We start from the raw sequence: 18,318 nt of genomic DNA, 5'->3' as shown, positions 1-18,318 counted from the left end.
CTGGGCGGTGCCCGGCGGCCGCCCTGTCGGCGTGCGGCGCGTCGGCGGCACGGCAATGTCCGACCGGCTGCGACACGGCAGCTGCGCCGCCGCCGCGCTCACACAGCCGCGGCGGGCTCTGGCCGGGCGAAGCAGTAGCCCAGGCAGGCGTCGAGCTCGGTGTCCTTGTCGAAGAACCGGTCTGCCCCGAGGCGCAAGGCCTGCTGCCGGGCCTCGACCCGCGCGTAGTTGGAGAGCATCACCACGCGCTGGTGCGAGTGCTGGCGCTGGCAATGCTTGAGCACGGTGTAGCCGTTGCCACCCGCGAGGAAGGCATCGACCACGGCCAAGTCCCAGCCGTCGGCATGGGCCTGGAGCCAGGCGATGGCCTCGTCGGCCGTCGCGGCCTCGTGCACCACGGCGTGGCCAGCGGCGCCGGCCCAGCGCCGCAGCTGCGCTCGCCAGTGCGGGTTGTCTTCCACCAGCAGCACCCGCTGCACCGGCGCCGTCACCAGGGAAAGAACACCGCGAACAACAGGAAGGCGACGATGACGCCTCCCACCACCAGGGTGCGCTTGCTGGCGTAGCGGTTGCGGCTGGACGAGGTGGGCACGGCGCCGGGGGAGTTCTTGGGTGCATTCATGCCGCATAGCTTGGCAGGCGGCGAAGGCCCTGCGCGTCGGACGGGAGCGCAATGCCCTTGCAGACGATGTCGCCTGCAGCGCGTCTCAGCCAGGCTGTGCGGCTACACGGCCCGCACGCGACGGGCCGGCGCCCGCCGTGGAGGCGCGCACCGCGCACTTCATAACGGTGGCCATGTGGCGCAGCGCGCGGCGCTTGGCCTCGGGGGTCTCGGCGGCCGTGCAGTCCGACGGCACCCAGACGCTGTAGCCGTGCATGTAGGCCTCGGCGGTGGTCAGCTGCACGCACATGTCGGTGGCCAGGCCCACCAGCACGATTTCGCGGGCCTGCATCTGGCGCAGCAGCAGGTCCAGCGGCGTTGCGAAGAAGGCCGAATGGCGCGGCTTGAGGATGGTCAGGTCCTGCGGTGCAGGGGCCAGCAGCCGGGCGATCTGGCCGCGGGGGCCTGGCAGCGCCTGGCAGGCGCGCAGCACGTCGCTGAACTCGGCATGCCAGGTGCCGTAGTGGTCGTTGGCATAGATGGCCGGCACGCCGGCCTGGGCCAGGCGTGCCTTGAGCCGGGCCGTCGCGCGGGCGGCGCGCAGCGCCCCGGGCACGAGGCGTTCGGCGCCGGGAAAGTCGAGCGGGTTGATGAAGTCCACGAGCACCAGCACGCGCTCGGCGCGCGGCAGCGGCGTGGCACGCAGGGCGGGTTCGGCGTCCGCCGGTGGTGTGTGTCGCGGCATGGGGCGCAGCCTAGGCGGCGCCGCCGATGGGCGTCCGTCGGCGGTCCCCGCATCCGAGGCTGTCGCCATGTCCTACACCACGGCACACCCAGTGTTCGTAGCGTGTCTGTTTCGGCAATGTCGCCGCTGCAACCCAGGACCCCACGCACAACACCATGGCCAAATCTCCCAAGTCTGCCGCCCCCGCCCGGGCCACCCCTGCCCGCGGCCGCACCGCCCCGGCCGCAGCCCACCACACCGACAGCGGCCCCGCGCAGGGCCCGGCGGGCGACCCCGCCGATCCCGCGGCCCGGCAGAAGGCCGAGGTGCAGGCGCTGGCGGCGGGCATGCCGTCCAACCCGACCAAGCCGGACGAGCACGGCTTCGTGAACGGCGTGGCGCCCAAGCCTGGCGTGAGCATCGCCCCGCCTTCGCGCCTGCCCGGCGCCAGCACGCTGTCCGAAGCCAACGCCTCGGAGAAAACCGGGGGCGTGGCGCCCGAGGGCGGCAACCCGACGGTCGCCCCGCTGGACCGCGTGCGGGTGGACTCCACCGGCCAGCGCCTGACGACCAACCAGGGCGTTCCCATCGCGGACAACCAGAACTCGCTCAAGTACGGCCTGCGCGGGCCCGTGCTGCTGGAAGACTTCATCCTGCGCGAGAAGCTCACGCACTTCGACCACGAGCGCATCCCCGAGCGCATCGTGCATGCGCGCGGCTCCGGCGCGCACGGCTTCTTCGAGTGCTACGAGCCCCTCACGCAGTACACCAAGGCGGCGCCGTTCCGCGAGGCCGGCAAGACCACGCCGGTGTTCGTGCGCTTTTCCACCGTGCAGGGCGAGCGCGGCTCCAAGGACACGGCGCGCGACGTGCGCGGCTTCGCCGTGAAGTTCTACACCGACGAGGGCAACTGGGACCTGGTGGGCAACAACATCCCGGTGTTCTTCATCCAGGACGCGATGAAGTTCCCCGACCTGGTGCACGCCGTCAAGCCCGAGCCGCACCATGCGATGCCGCAGGCGGCCAGCGCGCACGACACCTTCTGGGACTTCGTCTCGCTGATGCCCGAATCCACCCACATGCTGATGTGGGTGATGTCCGACCGCGCCATACCGCGCAGCTACGCCACCATGCAGGGCTTCGGCGTGCACAGCTACCGCTTCGTCAACGAAGACGGCGACTCGGTGTTCGTCAAGTTCCACTGGTCGCCCAAGGCCGGCACGCATTCGCTGGTCTGGGACGAAGCCGTGAAGATCTCCGGCGCCGACCCCGACTACCACCGGCGCGACCTGTGGGAACGCATCGAATCGGGCAACTACCCTGAGTGGGAACTCGGCGTGCAGGTCTTCACGGAAGAGGACGCCGAGCGCTTCAGCTTCGACATCCTGGACGCCACCAAGATCATCCCCGAGGAGCTGGTGCCGGTGCAGCCCGTGGGCCGCATGGTGCTGAACCGCAACCCCGACAACTTCTTCGCCGAGACCGAGCAGGTGGCCTTCTGCACGGCCCATGTGGTGCCCGGCATCGACTTCTCCAACGACCCGCTGCTGGCCGGCCGCATCCACTCGTATGTGGACACCCAGATCTCGCGCCTGGGCGGGCCCAACTTCCACGAGATCCCGATCAACGCGCCCATCGCGCCGGTGCACAACAACCAGCGCGACGGCATGCACCGCCAGGCCATCCACCGCGGCCGCGTGTCCTACGAGCCCAACTCGCTGGCCGGCGGCTGCCCCTTCCAGGCCGGTGCGGTGCAGGGCTTCGTCTCGGTGCCGGCGCGCATCGCGGCCAAGGAGGAACAGGGCAAGGTGCGCGCCAAGCCGGAGAAGTTCGCCGACCACTACACCCAGGCCACGCTGTTCTACGAGAGCCAGACCCCGGTGGAGCAGGCGCACATCGCGGCCGCCTTCCGCTTCGAGCTGTCCAAGCTCACGGTGCCCGCGGTGCGTGAGCGCATGGTCGCCTCGCTGCGCAACGTGTCCGAGCCGCTGGCCCGCCAGGTGGCCGCGGGCCTGGGCATGCGCGAACTGCCCGAGCCGCTGCCCCGCGCCCTGGCCAAGCCGGCCAAGCCGGAGGTGCGCAACTCGCCCGCGCTGTCGCTGCTGGCGCGCCCGGGCGAGATGGGCATCCGCGCCCGCATGATCGCCCTGCTCGCGGCCGATGGCGTGGACGGAGCGCTGCTGCAGGCCCAGGCCGCGGCGCTGGCCGACCAGGGTGCGGCACCGCGCATCGTGGGCCCCCACGTGGGCGGCATTGCAGAGGCCGACGGCGGCATGCTGCAGGCCGATGCCTCGCTCGAGAACGAACCCGGCTTCCTGTTCGACGCAGTGGTGCTGCCGCAGGGCCAGGGCGCCATCGCCGCGCTGGCCACGAATGGCCTGGCGCTGGAGTTCGTCAAGGAGCAGTACCGCCACGGCAAGACGCTGCTGGTACCGGCCGACGCACGCGTGCTGCTGGAGCAGGCCGGCATTCCATGGGAGCTGCCCGACGGCAGCGCCGACCCCGGCCTGGTGCCCGGAGACGGCAACGGCGAGACGGCGCTCAAGGCCTTCGCACAGGCCGTGGCGCGGCACCGGCATCCCGAACGCGAGACCGATCCGCCGCGGGTCTGACACCGCCACCGCGCCGCCGCACCGCCGGGTGCGGCTGGCGCTTCACCTGCGCTCTTCGGGGTAGGCCTGGTCGATCTGGCGGGCCAGGCTCTCGGGCCGGGTGGCCTGCTCCAGCGCGGCGAGGCCGCCGGAAGCGTCCTCGACGCCGAGCTTGTCGGCGATGCGCGCGAGCAGCTGCAGCGCCTTGGTGTTCTCCTGCTCGGTCAGCAGGTTGATCTGCAGGTCGAGCTTGTTGCGGCGCTCGGTGATGCGCGCCTCGTGGTTCTGGCTCATCAGCACGAAGGTGGAGAGGAAGATCGCCTCGAGCGACACCACCAGCACCAGGAAGGTGAACGGATAGGGATCGAAATGCGGCAGCATGGGCAGGCTGTTGAACGCGATCCAGCCGCCGAACCAGGCCACGTGGAGCCAGACGAACTGGATCCTCCCGCACCAGTTGGCGATGCGCGCGGCAGCCCGGTCCGCGGGGGTTTCATGGCGTGCCGCTGCATCGTCCAGATGCCGCATGGCGCGCACGTTGTGCTCGGTGAGCTCCTCGGCCGTGCCCGGATCGCGGTAGCTGGACTTGGACATCGCGGTCGGCAGCGCCGCTGCCCTCAGCTGGCCCAGCCCTTCTTCTTCGGCCGCTCCTGGGCCTGGATGTCCACCGCCTTCTTGACGACGGGCCGGTCCTGCGCGTCCCTGTCCACGACCTCCTCCAGGTCGATGTCCTTGACGTCCACGTCGGTCTTGTCCTCCAGGTCGCGGAGCACTGCGCCGACCTTGCGCTCCGCCTCGTCGACTTCCGGTCCGTCGGGCTGCTTGCTGCGGATGCCCAGGCCATTGGATTGCGCCATGTCGTGTTTCCTCAAGTTGGTGAGCTGCCCGTTCAGGGCAGGCAGGGGGCTGGCACGCCGATGGATGCATGACAACCCACTGTCACCCGTTGTACGCAGCAAGGGGGCGGGCCGGATGTCGGAAACCGCATGCGCCGTGCGTCGGCGGCGGCGCCATCGCGCCATCGTGACATCCCGCAGCCTGCCGCCGACGGAGGCTGTTCGCATCTTGACGACGCGCGGCACAGCCCCTCTCCCACACGCCGCCCGTGCACGCGCTCCGTACAACCAGACACGGCCGCCGGTGTGCGGCGGCCGACCACCACGAGGGGCCTTCATGCAGAGACCACGCGCCGCCCAGCCATTGCGCAACATCGCGCCGCCCGTTGCCCAACCTGGCTGACCCGTGCCCAGGCCTGCAGAACGAAGCCCAACGAAATCGCCGGCACTGCTGGTGCTGCCCGGCTGGGACGACGATGGCCGGCGGCAGTTCGACGCCTTGCAGTCGCAGCTCGCACCGTCGGGTTGGCTGTGCCGGCGCGCCGACATTCCGGATGCCGGCTGGCCCGCCGACCAGCGCGCCCGCATCACCCGCGACCAGGCCCTGCAACGGGTGCTGGAGGACTACATGAACCTCGCCGCCGTGCGCGGTGTCGCGCGCAGCCGGCTCGCCTTGTTGGGGTTCAGCTTCGGCGCCTACATGGCCACCTTCCTGGCCGCGGCCAAGCCGGCGCGGCTGCTGGTGCTGCGCTCGCCGGCCCTCTACCCCGACAGCGACTGGAACACGCCCAAGGAGCAGCTGGACGCGCAGGAGCTGCGGGCCTACCGCTCCGGCCCGCTGGGGCCCGAGCACAACCGCGCGCTCTGGTGTTGCAGCCAGTTCACCGGCGACGTGCTGCTCGTCGACTCCGGCCAGGACGAGACCATTCCACCGCAGCTGATCGCCAGCTATGCCGGCGCATTCCGTCGCGTGCGCTCGCTGACCCGCTACACGCTGGCCGACGCCGACCACGCGTTGACCCAGCCCGCCTGGCAGCGGGAGTACCACAACGTGCTGGTCGAATGGCTGAATGCGCGGATGCGCGAGGCCTGAGCGGCCCCGCGTGTGGTGCCACGAGCCGGTGGTGCCTTGCCTATATCAAGCCAAACCGGCCAGCTGCCCCAGCAGCCGGCCATAGACAGAGTCGAACTGCAGCCGTCCCTGCACGGCCGTCAGGCAGACGCACTCGCCTGCGGACTGGACCACGGGCAGGTGGTGCACGCCGCGTCCGGGGGCGTCGAAATCCCCCGCGTGGAACTGCGCCCGGCCGTCGTGGAACCCCCCGCACAGCACCTGGGTGAACTCGCGCCCGCTGTGCGCATGCTGCGGCAGGTACTTGCCAGGCGCCAGCCGCAGCAGGAACACGGCGACAGCGTCGTCGCCAGCCAGCCGCACACGGCTGTAGCGCATGCCACGACCGATCCATCGCCAGGGCGCGATCTGGCTGCCGGCCAGCGCCAACGCCAGTGGCCAGGCGGCGCCCTGCGGCAGCGGCGGCGGGCCTTGCAGCGGCGCTTGCCGCGCCGCATCGGCAGGCGGTGCGTCCAGGGCAGCCAGGGCCTGGTCCAGCGCCTGGGCGTGCATGGCGGCCGGCGGCGTCTCTTCGAGCAATGCGCCCCCCGCGGCCTCCAGCGCCCCGACATAGGCCGCGCACCGTGTGCAAGCTTCCATGTGGACGGCCACGACCAGCGCCAGCCCTGCCGGCAGCCGCCCTGCTGCATGCGAAAGCAGCAGCGCGTCGGAAGGGTGGTGGGTGATGCGTGTCATGGCGCGGGCCCGCCATCCTGCAGGGCGCGGCGCAGATGCGCAAGCGCCGCGCGCATGCGCGACTTCACGGTGCCCAGCGGCAGGCCGAGCGTGCTGGCGATGCGGGTGTGGGGCTGGTCCTCGAAGTAGCACAGGCGCAGCACGCGCGCCTGCTCCGCCGGCATCGTGCGCAGCACCACGCGCATGCGGGCGCAGAGTTGCGCCGTGTGCAGGCGCTCGTCCACCGGCGGGGTGTCGTCCGCCACATCGTCCAGCTCGGTGGCATCGGCATGCACGAGCGCGGCGCCCTGGCCGCGCAGGCGGTCCACGCGCAGGTTGCGTGCGATGGTGAACAGCCACGTGCCCACGCTGGCCCGCTTGGCATCGAACAGCGCCGCCTTGCGCCACAGCAGCAGCAGCGCATCCTGGGCGATCTCCTCGGCCAGGCAGGGCTCGGTCCCGGAGCGGACGAGGTAGGCCTTCACACGCGGCGCGTAGAACGCGAACAGCTGGGCGAATGCCTGGCGGTCGGCCAGCTCGGCCACCGCCTGCATCCATGCCAGGATCTGCTGCGGCGCGGCCGGCCCCTCCTGCGGCACGACATGCAGGTGGGCCCGCGCCGCTGGCGGCTGGCGTGGTGAACCATCGGGATGCGCGTCGGCCATGGGCGAATACCGCAGCGCAGGTGGGCCAGCGGGGCGCTAGGCCAGCACCGGGATGAACCGCGCGAAGGAACTGGCGGCCAGCATGGCGCCAGCGCCGAAGCCCGGCATGGCGTGGTGGCTGCGCTGCGAGAACTTCTGCGACAGCAACGGCACCGGCACGGTGCCCAGCGCCGTCGCCCGGGCCGCCATGCTGCCGCCCATGAGGGCGCCCGAGACGCCGGCGCCCTGCAGCCAGCGGCTCTGCGGCAACTGCTGCGCCCGGGCCGCCAGCGCGCCGAGCACGGTGGCCAGCCCGCTGAGATGGCGCCAACGCCAGTGCAGCCCGCCGGCGGGCGGCAGCGCGGCAGTCTGCGGCGCATGGGGTCTGTGCGGCAAGCCCATGGTGCGGCCGACCTGCTCCCCCGTCAGAAAGTGACCCCGCATGGCTTGCCCGTGTAGGGTGTTCGCGCGCCGCCATCGGCAGGGCGCCACCGTGGGTGGGCACCGGCGCGGCTGCGCAGGCGCAACCGGATGCCTGCCTGGTCCCCGCCGCTCGGCGTCGCAGTCAGCACACCCGATCAGTGCCTGATACGGACCAGCGCGCGCCGCGGACCGCAGCCGCTGCGTAGGACAAGGCGCCGACATCGCCAGCGGCGCCGGCAGGCGGCGCTGCCTGTCGCGCCAGGCCCGCACCGCGGCGGCCGTAGCGCCCAGGCCGCCAGGGGCGCCTGCGCGCCTGTGCGCGGCGCATGTCATCGGGTGTTCACGGTCGATGCCTACATTGCTCTCGCCCTGACCGGCGAATGCGCCTGTCGGCACCCCCATCGACTGGAACCTCCACAAATGCACTCCAACAACTTTGCGTTCCCGCGCACGAAGGCGCAGCCATGAGCCGCCGCGATTTCCTGCGCACCCTGGCCCAGGCCGGCGGCGCCAGCGCCGTGCTGGCCAGCTTTCCGCCGGCCATCCAGCGCGCGCTGGCCCTGCCCGCCAACCAGCGCACGCGCACCCTGCAGGATGTCGAGCACATCGTCGTGCTGACGCAGGAGAACCGCAGCTTCGACCACTACTTCGGCACGCTCGAAGGCGTGCGCGGCTTCGGCGACCCGTTCCCGATCCCGGTGAAGGACCGCCAGAACCTGTACAGCGGCAAGACCGTGTTCGTGCAGCCCAGCGTCGGCGGCGCACCCGTGCCGGGCCGGCCCAACTGGCCGACCAGCAAGCCCATCGCACCGTTCCGCCTCAACACCGAACAGGACTTCCCCGTCATGCGCGTGGCCGGTACGCCGCATTCCTGGCTGGACGCGCAGCTCGCCTGGGACCACGGCCGCATGAACGACTGGTGCGCGGCCAAGCAGAACCATTCGCTGGGCCACTACGCCGAGGGCGACCTGCCGTTCCAGTTCGCACTGGCCCGCGCCTTCACGCTGTGCGACCACTACCACTGCGCGACGCAGACCGGCACCAACACCAACCGCCTGTTCCTGTGGACCGGCCACAACGACCCGCTGGCCCAGGCGGGCGGCCCGTCGACCGACAACAGCCGCGACAGCTTCAACCCGGACCAGAGCACCGACTACCGCTGGACCACCTACGCCGAGCGCCTGCAGGCCGCCGGCATCAGCTGGCAGGTCTACCAGAACATGGCGGACAACTTCACCGACAACCCGCTGGCCGGTTTCCGCAACTTCCGCAACGCCTGGTACCTGCGCCCGGGCTACTCGCAGGCGCTGCGCGATCGCGGCGTGAGCACGCGCGACCTGGACCTGCTCAAGGCCGACGTGCTGGCCGACCGGCTGCCGCAGGTCAGCTGGATCGTCGCCACGGCCGAAGGCTCCGAGCACCCTGGCCCGTCGAGCCCGGCCTCGGGCGCCGACTACACGGCCCGCGTGCTGGACGCCCTGACGTCCAATCCCGAGGTCTGGAGCAAGACCGTGCTGCTCGTCAACTTCGACGAGAACGACGGCTTCTTCGACCACATGCCGCCGCCGGCCGTGCCCTCGTACACGGCCTACAGCAGCAATCCGGCGCAGGCCCAGCTGGCCGGCGCCTCCACCGTGGACACCACGGGCGAATACCACAACGTGCTCAACGGCGCGGACCCCCGCACCATCAACCGCCCCTACGGCCTGGGCCCGCGCGTGCCCATGTACGTGGTCTCGCCCTGGACCAAGGGTGGCTGGGTCAACTCCCAGGTGGCCGACCACAGCTCCGTGCTGCGCTTCATCGAAGCGCGCTTCGGCGTGCAGGAGCCGCTGGTCAGCCCCTGGCGCCGTGCCGTCTCGGGCAACCTGCTGTCGTGCTTCGACTTCGTGAACCCCGAGGACAGCGGCTTCCTGCAGCTGCTGCCCGCCACGGCCGCGCGCCGCGCGCAGTCGCTGGCGCTGCCCAACACCAAGGTGCCCGCCACGCCGACCACGCTCGCGGCACCCGTGCAGGCCGCAGGCGTGCGCCCCGCGCGCGCCCTGCCCTACGAGCTGCAGGTGCAGGCCCAGGTCGAGACCGGCGCGGTGCTGCTGACGTTCGAGAACGCCGGTGAAGCCGGCGCCGTGTTCCACGTCTACGACCGCCTGGCGCTGGACCAGGTGCCGCGCCGCTACACGGTGGAAGCCGGCAAGCAGCTGCAGGGCCGCTGGGCCACGGCCGCCGCCTACGACCTCTGGGTGCTGGGGCCCAACGGCTTTCACCGCCACATCACGGGCGACGTGCGCCGCGCCAGTGGCGCGGCCGTGCCGGAAGTGATCGTGCGGGCCGAGCGCGCGACGGGCGAGCTCGTGCTCGAGCTCGTCAACAACGGCGGCCAGCCCTGCACCTTCCAGCTGACGGCCAACAAGTACTACACGAACACCTTGCCAGAGGTGCGCGTGGTGGCGCGCTCGCGCAGCAGCATGCGGCTGCCGCTGGGCACGAGTTCGCACTGGTACGACTACAGCCTGCGCGTGAACGGCGCGCCGACCTGGCTGCGCCGCTTCGCCGGCCACCTGGAGAACGGCCTGCCTTCCATCAGCGACCCCGCGATGCAAGGCGCCGCCCAGCTGGACCAGTACCGCATCAACTGAACCACGAGGACTTTTCTGCAATGAACTTTCGACACCTTCTTGCCACGGCCCTGCTGGCCGTGGCCTGCAGCAGCCAGGCGGCTGCCGTCTATGGCAGCAACCTGGTCGTCAACGGCGGCGCCGAGGCCGGCACCGCCGGATGGAGCGGCTACGACGCCTACGGCAACATCCAGTCCGTGAGCTACGGCAGCAACTGGGTGCTGCCCACGCAGCCAGGGCCGGACGACCGCGGCGCCAAGATGTTCACGGGCACCGGCGCGTACGCTGTCGGCTACCAGGCGCTGGACTTCGGCATGGCCACCACCCAGTCCATCAGCTACTCGCTGAGCGGCTGGCTCGGCGGCTGGAGCAACCAGACGGACAACGCGCTGTTCTACGTGCAGTTCCTCGATGCGTTCGGCGCCGAGATCGGCGGCGCGGCGATCGGCGCCGTGACGGCCGCCGACCGCAACAACCAGACCGGCCTGTTCTACCGCGAGACCGACGGCCTGCTGCCGGTGGGCACGAGTTCGCTGGCGTTCTGGCTGTCGATGGAGCGCAACGGCGGTGGCGACAACGATGGCTATGCCGACAACCTGGCCTTCGTGCTGCAGGCGCCCGCAAGCGAAGTGCCCGAGCCGGGCATGGCCTCGCTGCTGCTGCTGAGCCTGGGCGCCCTGGGCTGGGCACGCCGCCGGGCCCGCTGAGGCCAGGGCGCCTGCGTGGCAGGCGTCAGGGCCGACGCGTCTTGCGCAGGTTGTCCTTGAAGCGCTCGGGCACGCGCTCGTCGAAGCCCAGCGCCACGCGGCGCACCTCGGGCGTGTCGGCCGGCATGTGGCCCACGCCGAGCGCCGCGGCCCGCGGCGCCTCGATGGCCACCACGGTGCCGCCGACACGGCCGATGCCCGTGATCTCGCACTCCACGAAATGCCCCGGGTCCACGCTGCGTGAATGGCAGGGCGTGCCCATCAGGATCACGTCGCCCGGCACCAGCGTGATGTGGCGCGCAATGTCGGCAATGACGTAGTGCGGCCCCCAGATGGTCTCCTCGCCGATCTGCGCTTCCTGCACGACCAGGCCATCGACATAGGTGCGCAGCGTCTGCTCGAACAGGTTCACGCCGCGCACGATGCCGGGGCCGATGGGCAGCAGCGTGTCGGCTCCCTTCACGCGCAGCATGCTGCCCTGGTCGGTGTCGCGGAAATCCTGCAGGCCCATGTCCAGCGCGGGGCAGAAACCTTCGATGCAGTCCCAGGCCTCGTCTGGCGTCACGTTGCGGCAGGTGCGGCCGATCACCACGGCGTACTCGCCCTCGTAGTTGAGGTACTTGCAGTCGGCCGGCTTCAGGATCTGGCCCTTGTGGCCATTGAGCGCCGTGGGCGGCTTGGTGAAGTAGGTCGGCGTCTCGGTCGGCTTGGGCTTGTTGCGCGTCTCGACGCTACGGGAGCTGTAGCTGATGTGCACCGCGATGATCTTGCTCGGGCTGACCGGTGGCAGGTAGGCCTGCGCATCGGCATCCAGCAGGCGGCCATCGTCCAGCCGCAGCTGGCCCGCGTCGGCGCCCTCCTCGACGATGGTGCCCCAGTAGGCGCTGCCACCCACCAGCACGCGGCGGCGCTCGACGCGCGGGCCGACCATCACCGCGGGCAACTGCCGGAGGGGAAATTCGAAGTTCATGCGGCCTCCGTGTCGAACCAGATGTGGATGTTGCCGGTGCCACGCGCGTTCTCGTAGGCCGACAACGCGGTGCCTTTGGCCCGGCATGCGGCGCCACCCATGGCGCCCAGCATCTGCAGGTAGTGGGCGCCGAAGGCCTCCCAGGGCTTGCGCCGGTAGTCCTCGTCCCAGCGCGCCAGGATCTGGTCGTGCCGGCCCTCCTCCATCAGCGCGATGGCCCGCTTGTCGCTCGCGATGTTCTCGGGCGAGGACACATTGCTCTCGTGGAAGATGCGCGGGTGGTTCGGCTTCCAGTCGATGCCGTTGAACTTGTGGCTCAACGCGCCGGAGCCCAGCAGCACGACGCGCAGGCCGCTGCGGCGGATGGCCTCGCCGATGGTCTCGCCGGATTCCAGGAAATGCTGCCAGCTGCAGTTCTGGCAGGAGCTGACGGTGACGACGGGCGTGTCCGACATCTCCAGCCGCAGGTGCTTGACCAGGTTCACGGTGGCGTAGTGGCGGCCCAGGTCGGGGTGCTGGATGGCGCGGTTGTAGCCGCCGCGCTCGCGCGAGACGGCCTCGATGTCCAGCGCCAGCTGCGGGTGGCCGCGGTAGTCGTACGGCACGCCGTGCAGGTACCAGGGCATCTCGTCGGAGAGGTACGTGCCGGTGTAGCGGGTGCCGCCGTCCACCAGGTGGTAGCCGGTGGTGAACCAGTGGCTGTCGAAGACCACCACGACATCGGGCTTCAGCCCCTCGAGCTGCTGGCGCAGCCGCGCGTAGCCGGCGATCAGGTCGGAGTCCTCGCCCGCGCCCATCGCACGGCGGAACTCCTCGCACTGCATCAGGCCGGGGTGGTGCGACACAAGGGCCGCGCCGACGATCTGTCCCATGGTGTGGCTCCTGTTCATCGCTGGCTGAAACTGGCGCGGAAGGGCTTCTTCGGCACCACGACGTCCTTGACGTCGCAGAAGAACTCGAAGCTCCAGTCGCCGCCCTCGCGGCCGATGCCGCTGCGCTTGATGCCGCCGAAGGGCGCGGCCAGGTCGCGGATGCCGAAGCTGTTGACCCAGATGAAGCCGGTGCGCACGCGCTCGGCCACCGCCGTGGCGTGGGCGGTCTCGCCGTAGCAGACACCGCCCAGGCCGTAGTCCGTGCCGTTGGCCAGTGCGATGGCTTCCTCGTCGCTGCCGAAGGTCTGCAGCGTCAGCACCGGGCCGAACACCTCGTTCTGCACGATCTCGTCGCTCTGCTGCAGCCCGGTGACCATGGTCGGCTGGAAGTACTGCGCGCCGAACGGGTGCGGCCCGCCGCCCCACAGCAGCCTGGCACCGCCGGCCACGGCGCGCTGCACGAAGCCATGCACGCGTTCCACCTGGCGCGGGTGGACGATGGGGCCGACTTCGGTGGCCTCCTCGCGCGGGTCGCCGACCACCAGCTTGTCCACATGGCCGCGCATGGCGGCGACGAACTGCTTGGCGATGTTCGCGTGCACCAGGAAGCGCGTGCCCGCCAGGCACACCTGGCCGGCATTGCGGTACATCAGCGCGCCGGTGGCAGCGGCGTTGTCCAGGTCGGCGTCTTCCAGCACGATGAACGGGCTCTTGCCGCCCAGCTCCAGGCTGCACGGCAAGAGGTTGGCGCCGGCCGCCTGCGCGATCCACTTGGCCGTGGGCACGCTGCCGGTGAACGAGATACGGGCGATGCGCGCATCGCCTACCAGCTTGGCACCGGTCTTGGCGCCGGTGCCCTGCACCACGTTGAAGACGCCGGGCGGCAGGCCCGCCGCATGCCCGGCATCGGCCAGCAGCGAGCACGTCAGCGGCGCCCATTCCGGCGGTTTCAGGATGCAGGTGTTGCCGGCCGCGAGGGCCGGGCCGAGCTTCCAGGTGGACAGCATCAGCGGCGCATTCCACGGCGTGATGATGACCACCACGCCGGCCGGGTCGTGCCTGACGATGTGCCGCGCCTGCTCGGTCTCGATGGGCCGGTTCTGCAGGTCCAGCGCATGCTGGGCGAACCAGCTGATGTTGAGCATGGCGCGCGGCACCACGCCGTGGCGCATGCGCGAGAGCAGCACGCCGGCGTCGTTGCTCTCCAGCCGGCAGAAGGCGTCGGCGCGCTGGCCGATTTCCTCGGCGAAGCGGTCCAGCACCGGCTTGCGCTCTGCCGCCGTCAGCGCGCTCCAGGCCGGGAAGGCCTGCTGCGCGGCGACGATGGCGGCCTCGACATGCTCGTCCAGGCCCTCGGCGACACGGCCCAGCAGGCGTTGGTCGATGGGACTGTGCAGCTCGAAGCCGCTTGCGGACGGCACGCGGCGCCCGCCGATGTAGTGGTCCGGCGAGACGGACAGGTCGTCGATGACGATGGGGGTGGAGGTGGATGTGGAGGTGGCCATGGGGTGGGTGCTCAGGAATCTGCGGTGAAGCCGATCTGCTTGACGATGGGGCCCCAGCGCACGGAGAGGCCGGCCAGGGCCCGCGCGCCGGCGGTGGCGCACAGCTCCGCGGTGTAGGGGTCTGCCAGCCCGAGCCACAGGCCGATCAGGGCCTGGGGCTGCGCCAGCGCCGACTTGAATGCGTTGGTGGCCCCGCCCATCACACGAACCTCAGCGAGATCGAACCGAGCGGGCCGTAGTCGGCATGGAAGGTGTCTCCCGCGGCGCAGGCGACCGGCCGCGTGAAGGAGCCGCCCAGCACGATCTCGCCCGCCGCCAGGCTCTCGCCATGGGGTGCCAGCTTGTTGGCCAGCCAGGCCACGCCGTTGCCCGGGTGGTTCAGCACCGCCGCGCCCAGGCCCGACTCTTCGATCACGCCGTTCTTGAACAGCAGCGCGCCGGCCCAGCGCCAATCGACCTGGTCGGGCCGCATCGGCCGGCCGCCCAGCACGATGCCAGCGTTGGCGGCGTTGTCGGCGATCGTGTCGAGCACCTTGCGCGGCGCCTTGGTGTTCCGGTCGAACTGCTCGATGCGCGCGTCGATCAGCTCCAGCGCGGGCATCACGTAGTCGGTGGCGTTCAGCACATCCACGAGGCTCACGTTCGGGCCCTTCAACGGGCGGCCCAGCATGAAGGCGAACTCCACCTCCAGCCGCGGCACGATGAAGCGGGAGGCCTCGACCTCGCTGCCGTCGCGCAGCAGCATGCTGTCGAGCAGGGTGCCGTAGTCCGGCTCGGTGATCTGCGAGGCGATCTGCATCGCCCGCGAGGTCAGCCCGATCTTGTGGCCGATGGCACGGCGCCCCTGCGCCACCTGCAGGCGCACCCACGCGCGCTGGATCGCGTAGCTGTCGGCGATCTCCATGGTCGGGTGGCGCAGCGAGAACTGCGCGAGCTGCACGCGGCTGCGTTCGGACTCCGCGAGTTCATGCGCCAGCGCGGCGTGGGTGTCTGTGTCAAGCACTGTTCGTCTCCTGGCCCGGCAGCCGCTGCCAGGCGTTTCATCCATGCAAGGAGCCGCAGTGTCCAGGGGGTGCAGCGAGACAACAATCAATGGATTCGCGACAGTTATCAACCAGCGCTTGATAATCGAAACACCATGCCCCTCATCCGGTTCACGCTGCGCCAGGTCGAAGCCTTCGCCGCCGTCAACGAGACGCGCAACTTCGGCGCTGCAGCGGAGCAACTGGGCATGACGACGCAGGCCGTCAGCCAGTTGGTGTCCGAACTGGAGGCCCTGCTCGGCTTTCGGCTGTTCGACCGCACGACGCGGCGCGTCGACCTGTCCAGTGCGGGGCGCGACTTCCTGGGCTCGGCCCAGACCATGCTGCGCCACGTGCAGGCGGCCGAGCATGCCGCGGCCGACGTGCGCAACCGCGCCGCCGGCATCGTGCGCATCGGTGCGCCCCTGGTGCTGGCCAGCTCGGCGGTGCCGGGCGCGATCCGCAGCCACCAGGCCACGCACCCGAAGGTGGTGGTGCATGTCCGCGACATCCCGGTGGACGCACTCGTCGATGCGGTCGCTGCGGGCGACGTCGACCTTGCGGTCGGCCCGGACCGGGCCTTCGGCAGCGACGTATCGCGGCAGGTCCTGTTCGAGAGCCAATGGGTGCTGTGGTGCGCCAGGAACCATCCGTTGGCGCGTCGCCGCGTGCTGCGCTGGGTCGATCTGCACAGCGTGGCACTCGTGGCCGCGGGCCGCGACCACGAACGCAGCGTGGCGCAGATGCATCTGAGCGCGCCCGAGGGCGAGCGCGTCACGCCGGTGGACATCGTCGACAACATCTCGACGGCATTCGGCATCGCAGCCGAGGGCATCGCCGCGACGCTGGCGCCGGCCTACGTCGGTGTGATGGCGGAGCGCTTCGGCCTCGTGATGCGGCGGGTCATCGATCCCGAAGCCATGCGCACCGTGTGCCTCTACCGCCCCACCGCGCGTTCCGGCTCGCCGGCAGCGGACGGGTTCGCCGAGCATCTCGCGCAGTGGCTCCCGACCTGGTCTGGCCGCGCCATGCCAACGCAACGCCGCTGACGGGAGGCGGCCGCTCGGCACCAGGGGCACGACCGCATGGCGGGGCACGCCCGGTCGCGCCGATCGGCCACGGACACCGGCGCGACGACGCTGGTACCGCGCGTCGGACCATGCTGACCCGCGGACAAGGAATGTTCGGATCGGCGAGGCAAACGGCCAGGCATAAGGTGCTTTCTCCGGCGCATCGAACGCCGGGATCTTTCAACTTCCTCAGGAGAAATGCATGGCTTCGAACCAGAACACCAACCAAGGCAACAACAACGGCAGCGGCAACCAGGGCGGCGACCAAGGCGGCGGCACGTCCAACCGGGGTTTCGCATCGATGGACGAGAACAAACAGCGCGAGATCGCAAGCCAGGGCGGCAAGGCGGCCCATGCCAGCGGCAACGCACACGAGTTCTCTTCCGCGGAGGCACGCGAGGCAGGCTCCAGGAGCCATGGCGGCCAAGGCAGCCAAGGCAATGAAAGCAGCCAAGGCGGCGGCAACCAAACGGGTGGGCGCGGCCAGGCCAGCAGCAACAGCGGTTCGTCGGACCGGTCTTCGAGCGGCACACGCGGTGGCAGCAGCGAACAGCATGCCGCTGCCGGCCGGCAGAGCCACAAGAACGACAAGCGCTGAGGGTGCAACCGCCAGGCCGCGCTGATGCGGCCGCTGGCGCCGGGCCGGGCCTCCGTGGGGCGCCGGCCCTTTCCTTATGGCTGAGCGCTCGCGGCGCCAGCTGGGTCCGTCGGCCGGCCTGCCGCCGGCGCAGGCCCGGACGGCAGGAATTGCCGCAACTTTTGCGTCTGCGCCTGCCCGTGGCAGCGGGCATGGATGCGGGCCCACTGCACGGCACTTCGGGCTCGATCGCCAGCAGCCCGCCCTTGCTGGTTCCGTCTCCCAAGGTCGCCACATGGATTCCTACACGCGCTGCAGCGCGCGGCCCCTAGGCTTGCCGCAAGTTTCTAAAGGTCCTTGCCGTGTCCCCTGCCGCCTACAACGTGATCGTCGTCGGAGCCTCCGCCGGCGGTGTCGATGCGATGCTCAAGATCGCCGGCCACCTTCCCGCCAACTTTCCAGCGCCGATCCTCCTGGTGCAACACCTTGGCGCACACCCCAGCGCCCTGCCCGATCTGCTGGCGTACAAGGGGCCGAACCGCGCGAAGTTCGGCGAACCAGGCGAGGTACCGGAGCCTGGCGTCATCTACGTCGCACCATCGGACAGCCACATGCTGATCGAGCATGGAAGGATCCGCGTCTGGAAAGGTCCCAAGATCCATCACACCCGGCCGGCCATCGACCCCCTGTTCCGATCGGCCGCCATGGAATACGGCGCGCGAGCCGTCGGTGTGGTGCTCACGGGCACGCTGGACGATGGCACCGCCGGCCTCAAGGCCATCAAGGAATGCGGGGGCCTGGCCGTCGTGCAGGACCCCGACGACGCGCGTGAGCCCAGCATGCCTCTGAGCGCGCTGGCCTACGTCGAGGTGGACCACCTCGCAACGCTGGACGACATGCCCGCCCTGCTGGGCACACTGGCCCTTGCCAAGCCACGGCGGACGGCCAGCGGACCGACCCAGGCGTTGCGCGACGAGCACGCTGCCAGCTTCGGCGGCGCGGACATGCGGCACCTGAAAGCCATCGGTGCGCCGTCGGTCTTCACCTGTCCCGATTGCGGCGGCTCGTTGTTCGAGCTGAAGGACCAACGGCCGGTGCGGTTTGCATGCCACACCGGCCATGCCTACTCGCTGCGGACCCTGGCCGCGGCACGCGAGGAGACCACCGACTCGGCGCTGTGGGCCAGCCTGAGGGCGCTGCAGGAAAAGGAGGCGATCCTGCGCCGCCTGGCGGAGGTCCAGGAGGCGCGGATGCCGGCCAGCGGACAGGCGGCGCTGGGCGAAGCGCAAGAGCTGGCCCACGCGATCCAGGTGTTGCGTCGGTTCGTCGAAGGGCCGCCCCGCGCACCGGTGGCCTGAGCGCGGCGCGAAGGACC

The 18,318-nt window shown here is 70.6% G+C and carries 20 protein-coding genes; 7 read left to right on the top strand and 13 right to left on the bottom strand.

Annotation, left to right across the window (positions count from 1 at the left end; genetic code table 11):
- Positions 1–98 precede the first annotated feature (98 nt).
- The 3 genes from DES41_RS33780 to DES41_RS33775 form a co-directional block, all read right to left on the bottom strand.
- Entirely contained in the window at positions 99–491 is a 393-nt protein-coding gene (locus DES41_RS33780) for a response regulator transcription factor (RefSeq protein ID WP_170168375.1), read from the bottom strand.
- A complete protein-coding gene (locus DES41_RS39690) occupies positions 488–622 on the bottom strand; it encodes a hypothetical protein (protein ID WP_281277257.1) in 135 nt (44 codons plus the stop codon). The genes DES41_RS33780 and DES41_RS39690 overlap by 4 nt, the downstream gene beginning before the upstream one ends.
- A gap of 85 nt (positions 623–707) precedes the next feature.
- A complete protein-coding gene (locus DES41_RS33775) occupies positions 708–1,346 on the bottom strand; it encodes a cysteine hydrolase family protein (protein ID WP_114472009.1) in 639 nt (212 codons plus the stop codon).
- Between the two features lie 155 nt (positions 1,347–1,501).
- On the opposite strand from DES41_RS33775, the gene DES41_RS33770 reads away from it, so the two are divergent.
- Positions 1,502–3,937: a catalase gene (locus DES41_RS33770; protein ID WP_114472008.1), complete on the top strand. Its 2,436-nt coding sequence runs from the start codon at positions 1,502–1,504 to the stop codon at positions 3,935–3,937.
- 42 nt (positions 3,938–3,979) lie between these two features.
- Here the strand turns inward: DES41_RS33770 and DES41_RS33765 are convergent, their stop codons facing one another.
- Together DES41_RS33765 and DES41_RS33760 are read right to left on the bottom strand one after the other, a co-directional pair.
- Entirely contained in the window at positions 3,980–4,510 is a 531-nt protein-coding gene (locus DES41_RS33765; RefSeq protein WP_114472007.1) for a DUF1003 domain-containing protein, read from the bottom strand.
- Positions 4,511–4,533: 23 nt separating this feature from the next.
- Positions 4,534–4,773 carry a hypothetical protein gene (locus DES41_RS33760; RefSeq protein ID WP_114472006.1) on the bottom strand — a complete coding sequence of 80 codons (240 nt, stop codon included), beginning with the start codon at positions 4,771–4,773 and terminating at the stop codon, positions 4,534–4,536.
- Positions 4,774–5,158: 385 nt separating this feature from the next.
- On the opposite strand from DES41_RS33760, the gene DES41_RS33755 reads away from it, so the two are divergent.
- Positions 5,159–5,845: an alpha/beta hydrolase gene (locus DES41_RS33755; RefSeq protein ID WP_147283042.1), complete on the top strand. Its 687-nt coding sequence runs from the start codon at positions 5,159–5,161 to the stop codon at positions 5,843–5,845.
- 45 nt (positions 5,846–5,890) lie between these two features.
- Here the strand turns inward: DES41_RS33755 and DES41_RS33750 are convergent, their stop codons facing one another.
- The 3 genes from DES41_RS33750 to DES41_RS33740 are packed head-to-tail and all read right to left on the bottom strand — an operon-like array spanning position 5,891 to position 7,626.
- Positions 5,891–6,559: a ChrR family anti-sigma-E factor gene (locus DES41_RS33750; protein WP_114472004.1), complete on the bottom strand. Its 669-nt coding sequence runs from the start codon at positions 6,557–6,559 to the stop codon at positions 5,891–5,893.
- Positions 6,556–7,203, bottom strand: coding sequence for a sigma-70 family RNA polymerase sigma factor (locus tag DES41_RS33745; RefSeq protein WP_211333139.1), 648 nt, complete (start codon positions 7,201–7,203; stop codon positions 6,556–6,558). Before DES41_RS33745 ends, DES41_RS33750 begins: the two co-directional genes overlap by 4 nt.
- A gap of 36 nt (positions 7,204–7,239) precedes the next feature.
- Entirely contained in the window at positions 7,240–7,626 is a 387-nt protein-coding gene (locus DES41_RS33740) for a hypothetical protein (RefSeq protein WP_147283041.1), read from the bottom strand.
- Between the two features lie 443 nt (positions 7,627–8,069).
- Here DES41_RS33740 and DES41_RS33735 point away from each other — a divergent pair, with 443 nt between their 5' ends.
- Both DES41_RS33735 and DES41_RS33730 read left to right on the top strand, forming a co-directional pair.
- Complete coding sequence (locus tag DES41_RS33735; protein WP_114472002.1) at positions 8,070–10,241, top strand: phosphocholine-specific phospholipase C; 2,172 nt, start codon at positions 8,070–8,072, stop codon at positions 10,239–10,241.
- Positions 10,242–10,261: 20 nt separating this feature from the next.
- Positions 10,262–10,927: a PEP-CTERM sorting domain-containing protein gene (locus tag DES41_RS33730; RefSeq protein WP_245966001.1), complete on the top strand. Its 666-nt coding sequence runs from the start codon at positions 10,262–10,264 to the stop codon at positions 10,925–10,927.
- 25 nt (positions 10,928–10,952) lie between these two features.
- On the opposite strand, the gene DES41_RS33725 is transcribed toward DES41_RS33730, so the two are convergent.
- The 5 genes from DES41_RS33725 to hpaH are packed head-to-tail and all read right to left on the bottom strand — an operon-like array spanning position 10,953 to position 15,277.
- Entirely contained in the window at positions 10,953–11,897 is a 945-nt protein-coding gene (locus DES41_RS33725) for a fumarylacetoacetate hydrolase family protein (RefSeq protein ID WP_114472001.1), read from the bottom strand.
- Positions 11,894–12,769, bottom strand: a complete 876-nt coding sequence (locus DES41_RS33720) for a DODA-type extradiol aromatic ring-opening family dioxygenase (protein WP_114472000.1) — start codon at positions 12,767–12,769, stop codon at positions 11,894–11,896. Before DES41_RS33720 ends, DES41_RS33725 begins: the two co-directional genes overlap by 4 nt.
- Before the next feature lie 14 nt (positions 12,770–12,783).
- Entirely contained in the window at positions 12,784–14,274 is a 1,491-nt protein-coding gene (locus DES41_RS33715; protein ID WP_114471999.1) for an aldehyde dehydrogenase family protein, read from the bottom strand.
- A gap of 11 nt (positions 14,275–14,285) precedes the next feature.
- Complete coding sequence (locus DES41_RS39955; protein ID WP_211333138.1) at positions 14,286–14,474, bottom strand: hypothetical protein; 189 nt, start codon at positions 14,472–14,474, stop codon at positions 14,286–14,288.
- Positions 14,474–15,277: a 2-oxo-hept-4-ene-1,7-dioate hydratase gene (gene hpaH / locus DES41_RS33705; RefSeq protein WP_170168374.1), complete on the bottom strand. Its 804-nt coding sequence runs from the start codon at positions 15,275–15,277 to the stop codon at positions 14,474–14,476. Before hpaH ends, DES41_RS39955 begins: the two co-directional genes overlap by 1 nt.
- A gap of 135 nt (positions 15,278–15,412) precedes the next feature.
- Between hpaH and DES41_RS33700 the strand changes: the two genes are divergently transcribed.
- From DES41_RS33700 to DES41_RS33690, 3 genes are all read left to right on the top strand, one after another.
- The gene (locus DES41_RS33700; protein WP_114471997.1) at positions 15,413–16,345 is read left to right on the top strand and encodes a LysR family transcriptional regulator; all 933 of its coding nucleotides are present in this window, start codon (positions 15,413–15,415) and stop codon (positions 16,343–16,345) included.
- Between the two features lie 223 nt (positions 16,346–16,568).
- Complete coding sequence (locus DES41_RS33695) at positions 16,569–16,964, top strand: KGG domain-containing protein (RefSeq protein WP_114471996.1); 396 nt, start codon at positions 16,569–16,571, stop codon at positions 16,962–16,964.
- 341 nt (positions 16,965–17,305) lie between these two features.
- Entirely contained in the window at positions 17,306–18,301 is a 996-nt protein-coding gene (locus tag DES41_RS33690) for a chemotaxis protein CheB (protein WP_114471995.1), read from the top strand.
- The last annotated feature ends 17 nt before the right edge of the window (positions 18,302–18,318 follow it).

This window comes from Pseudorhodoferax soli (assembly GCF_003337555.1).
Taxonomy (GTDB): Bacteria; Pseudomonadota; Gammaproteobacteria; order Burkholderiales; family Burkholderiaceae_C; genus Pseudorhodoferax; species Pseudorhodoferax soli.
This window is presented reverse-complemented; position numbering and strand designations above follow the sequence as displayed.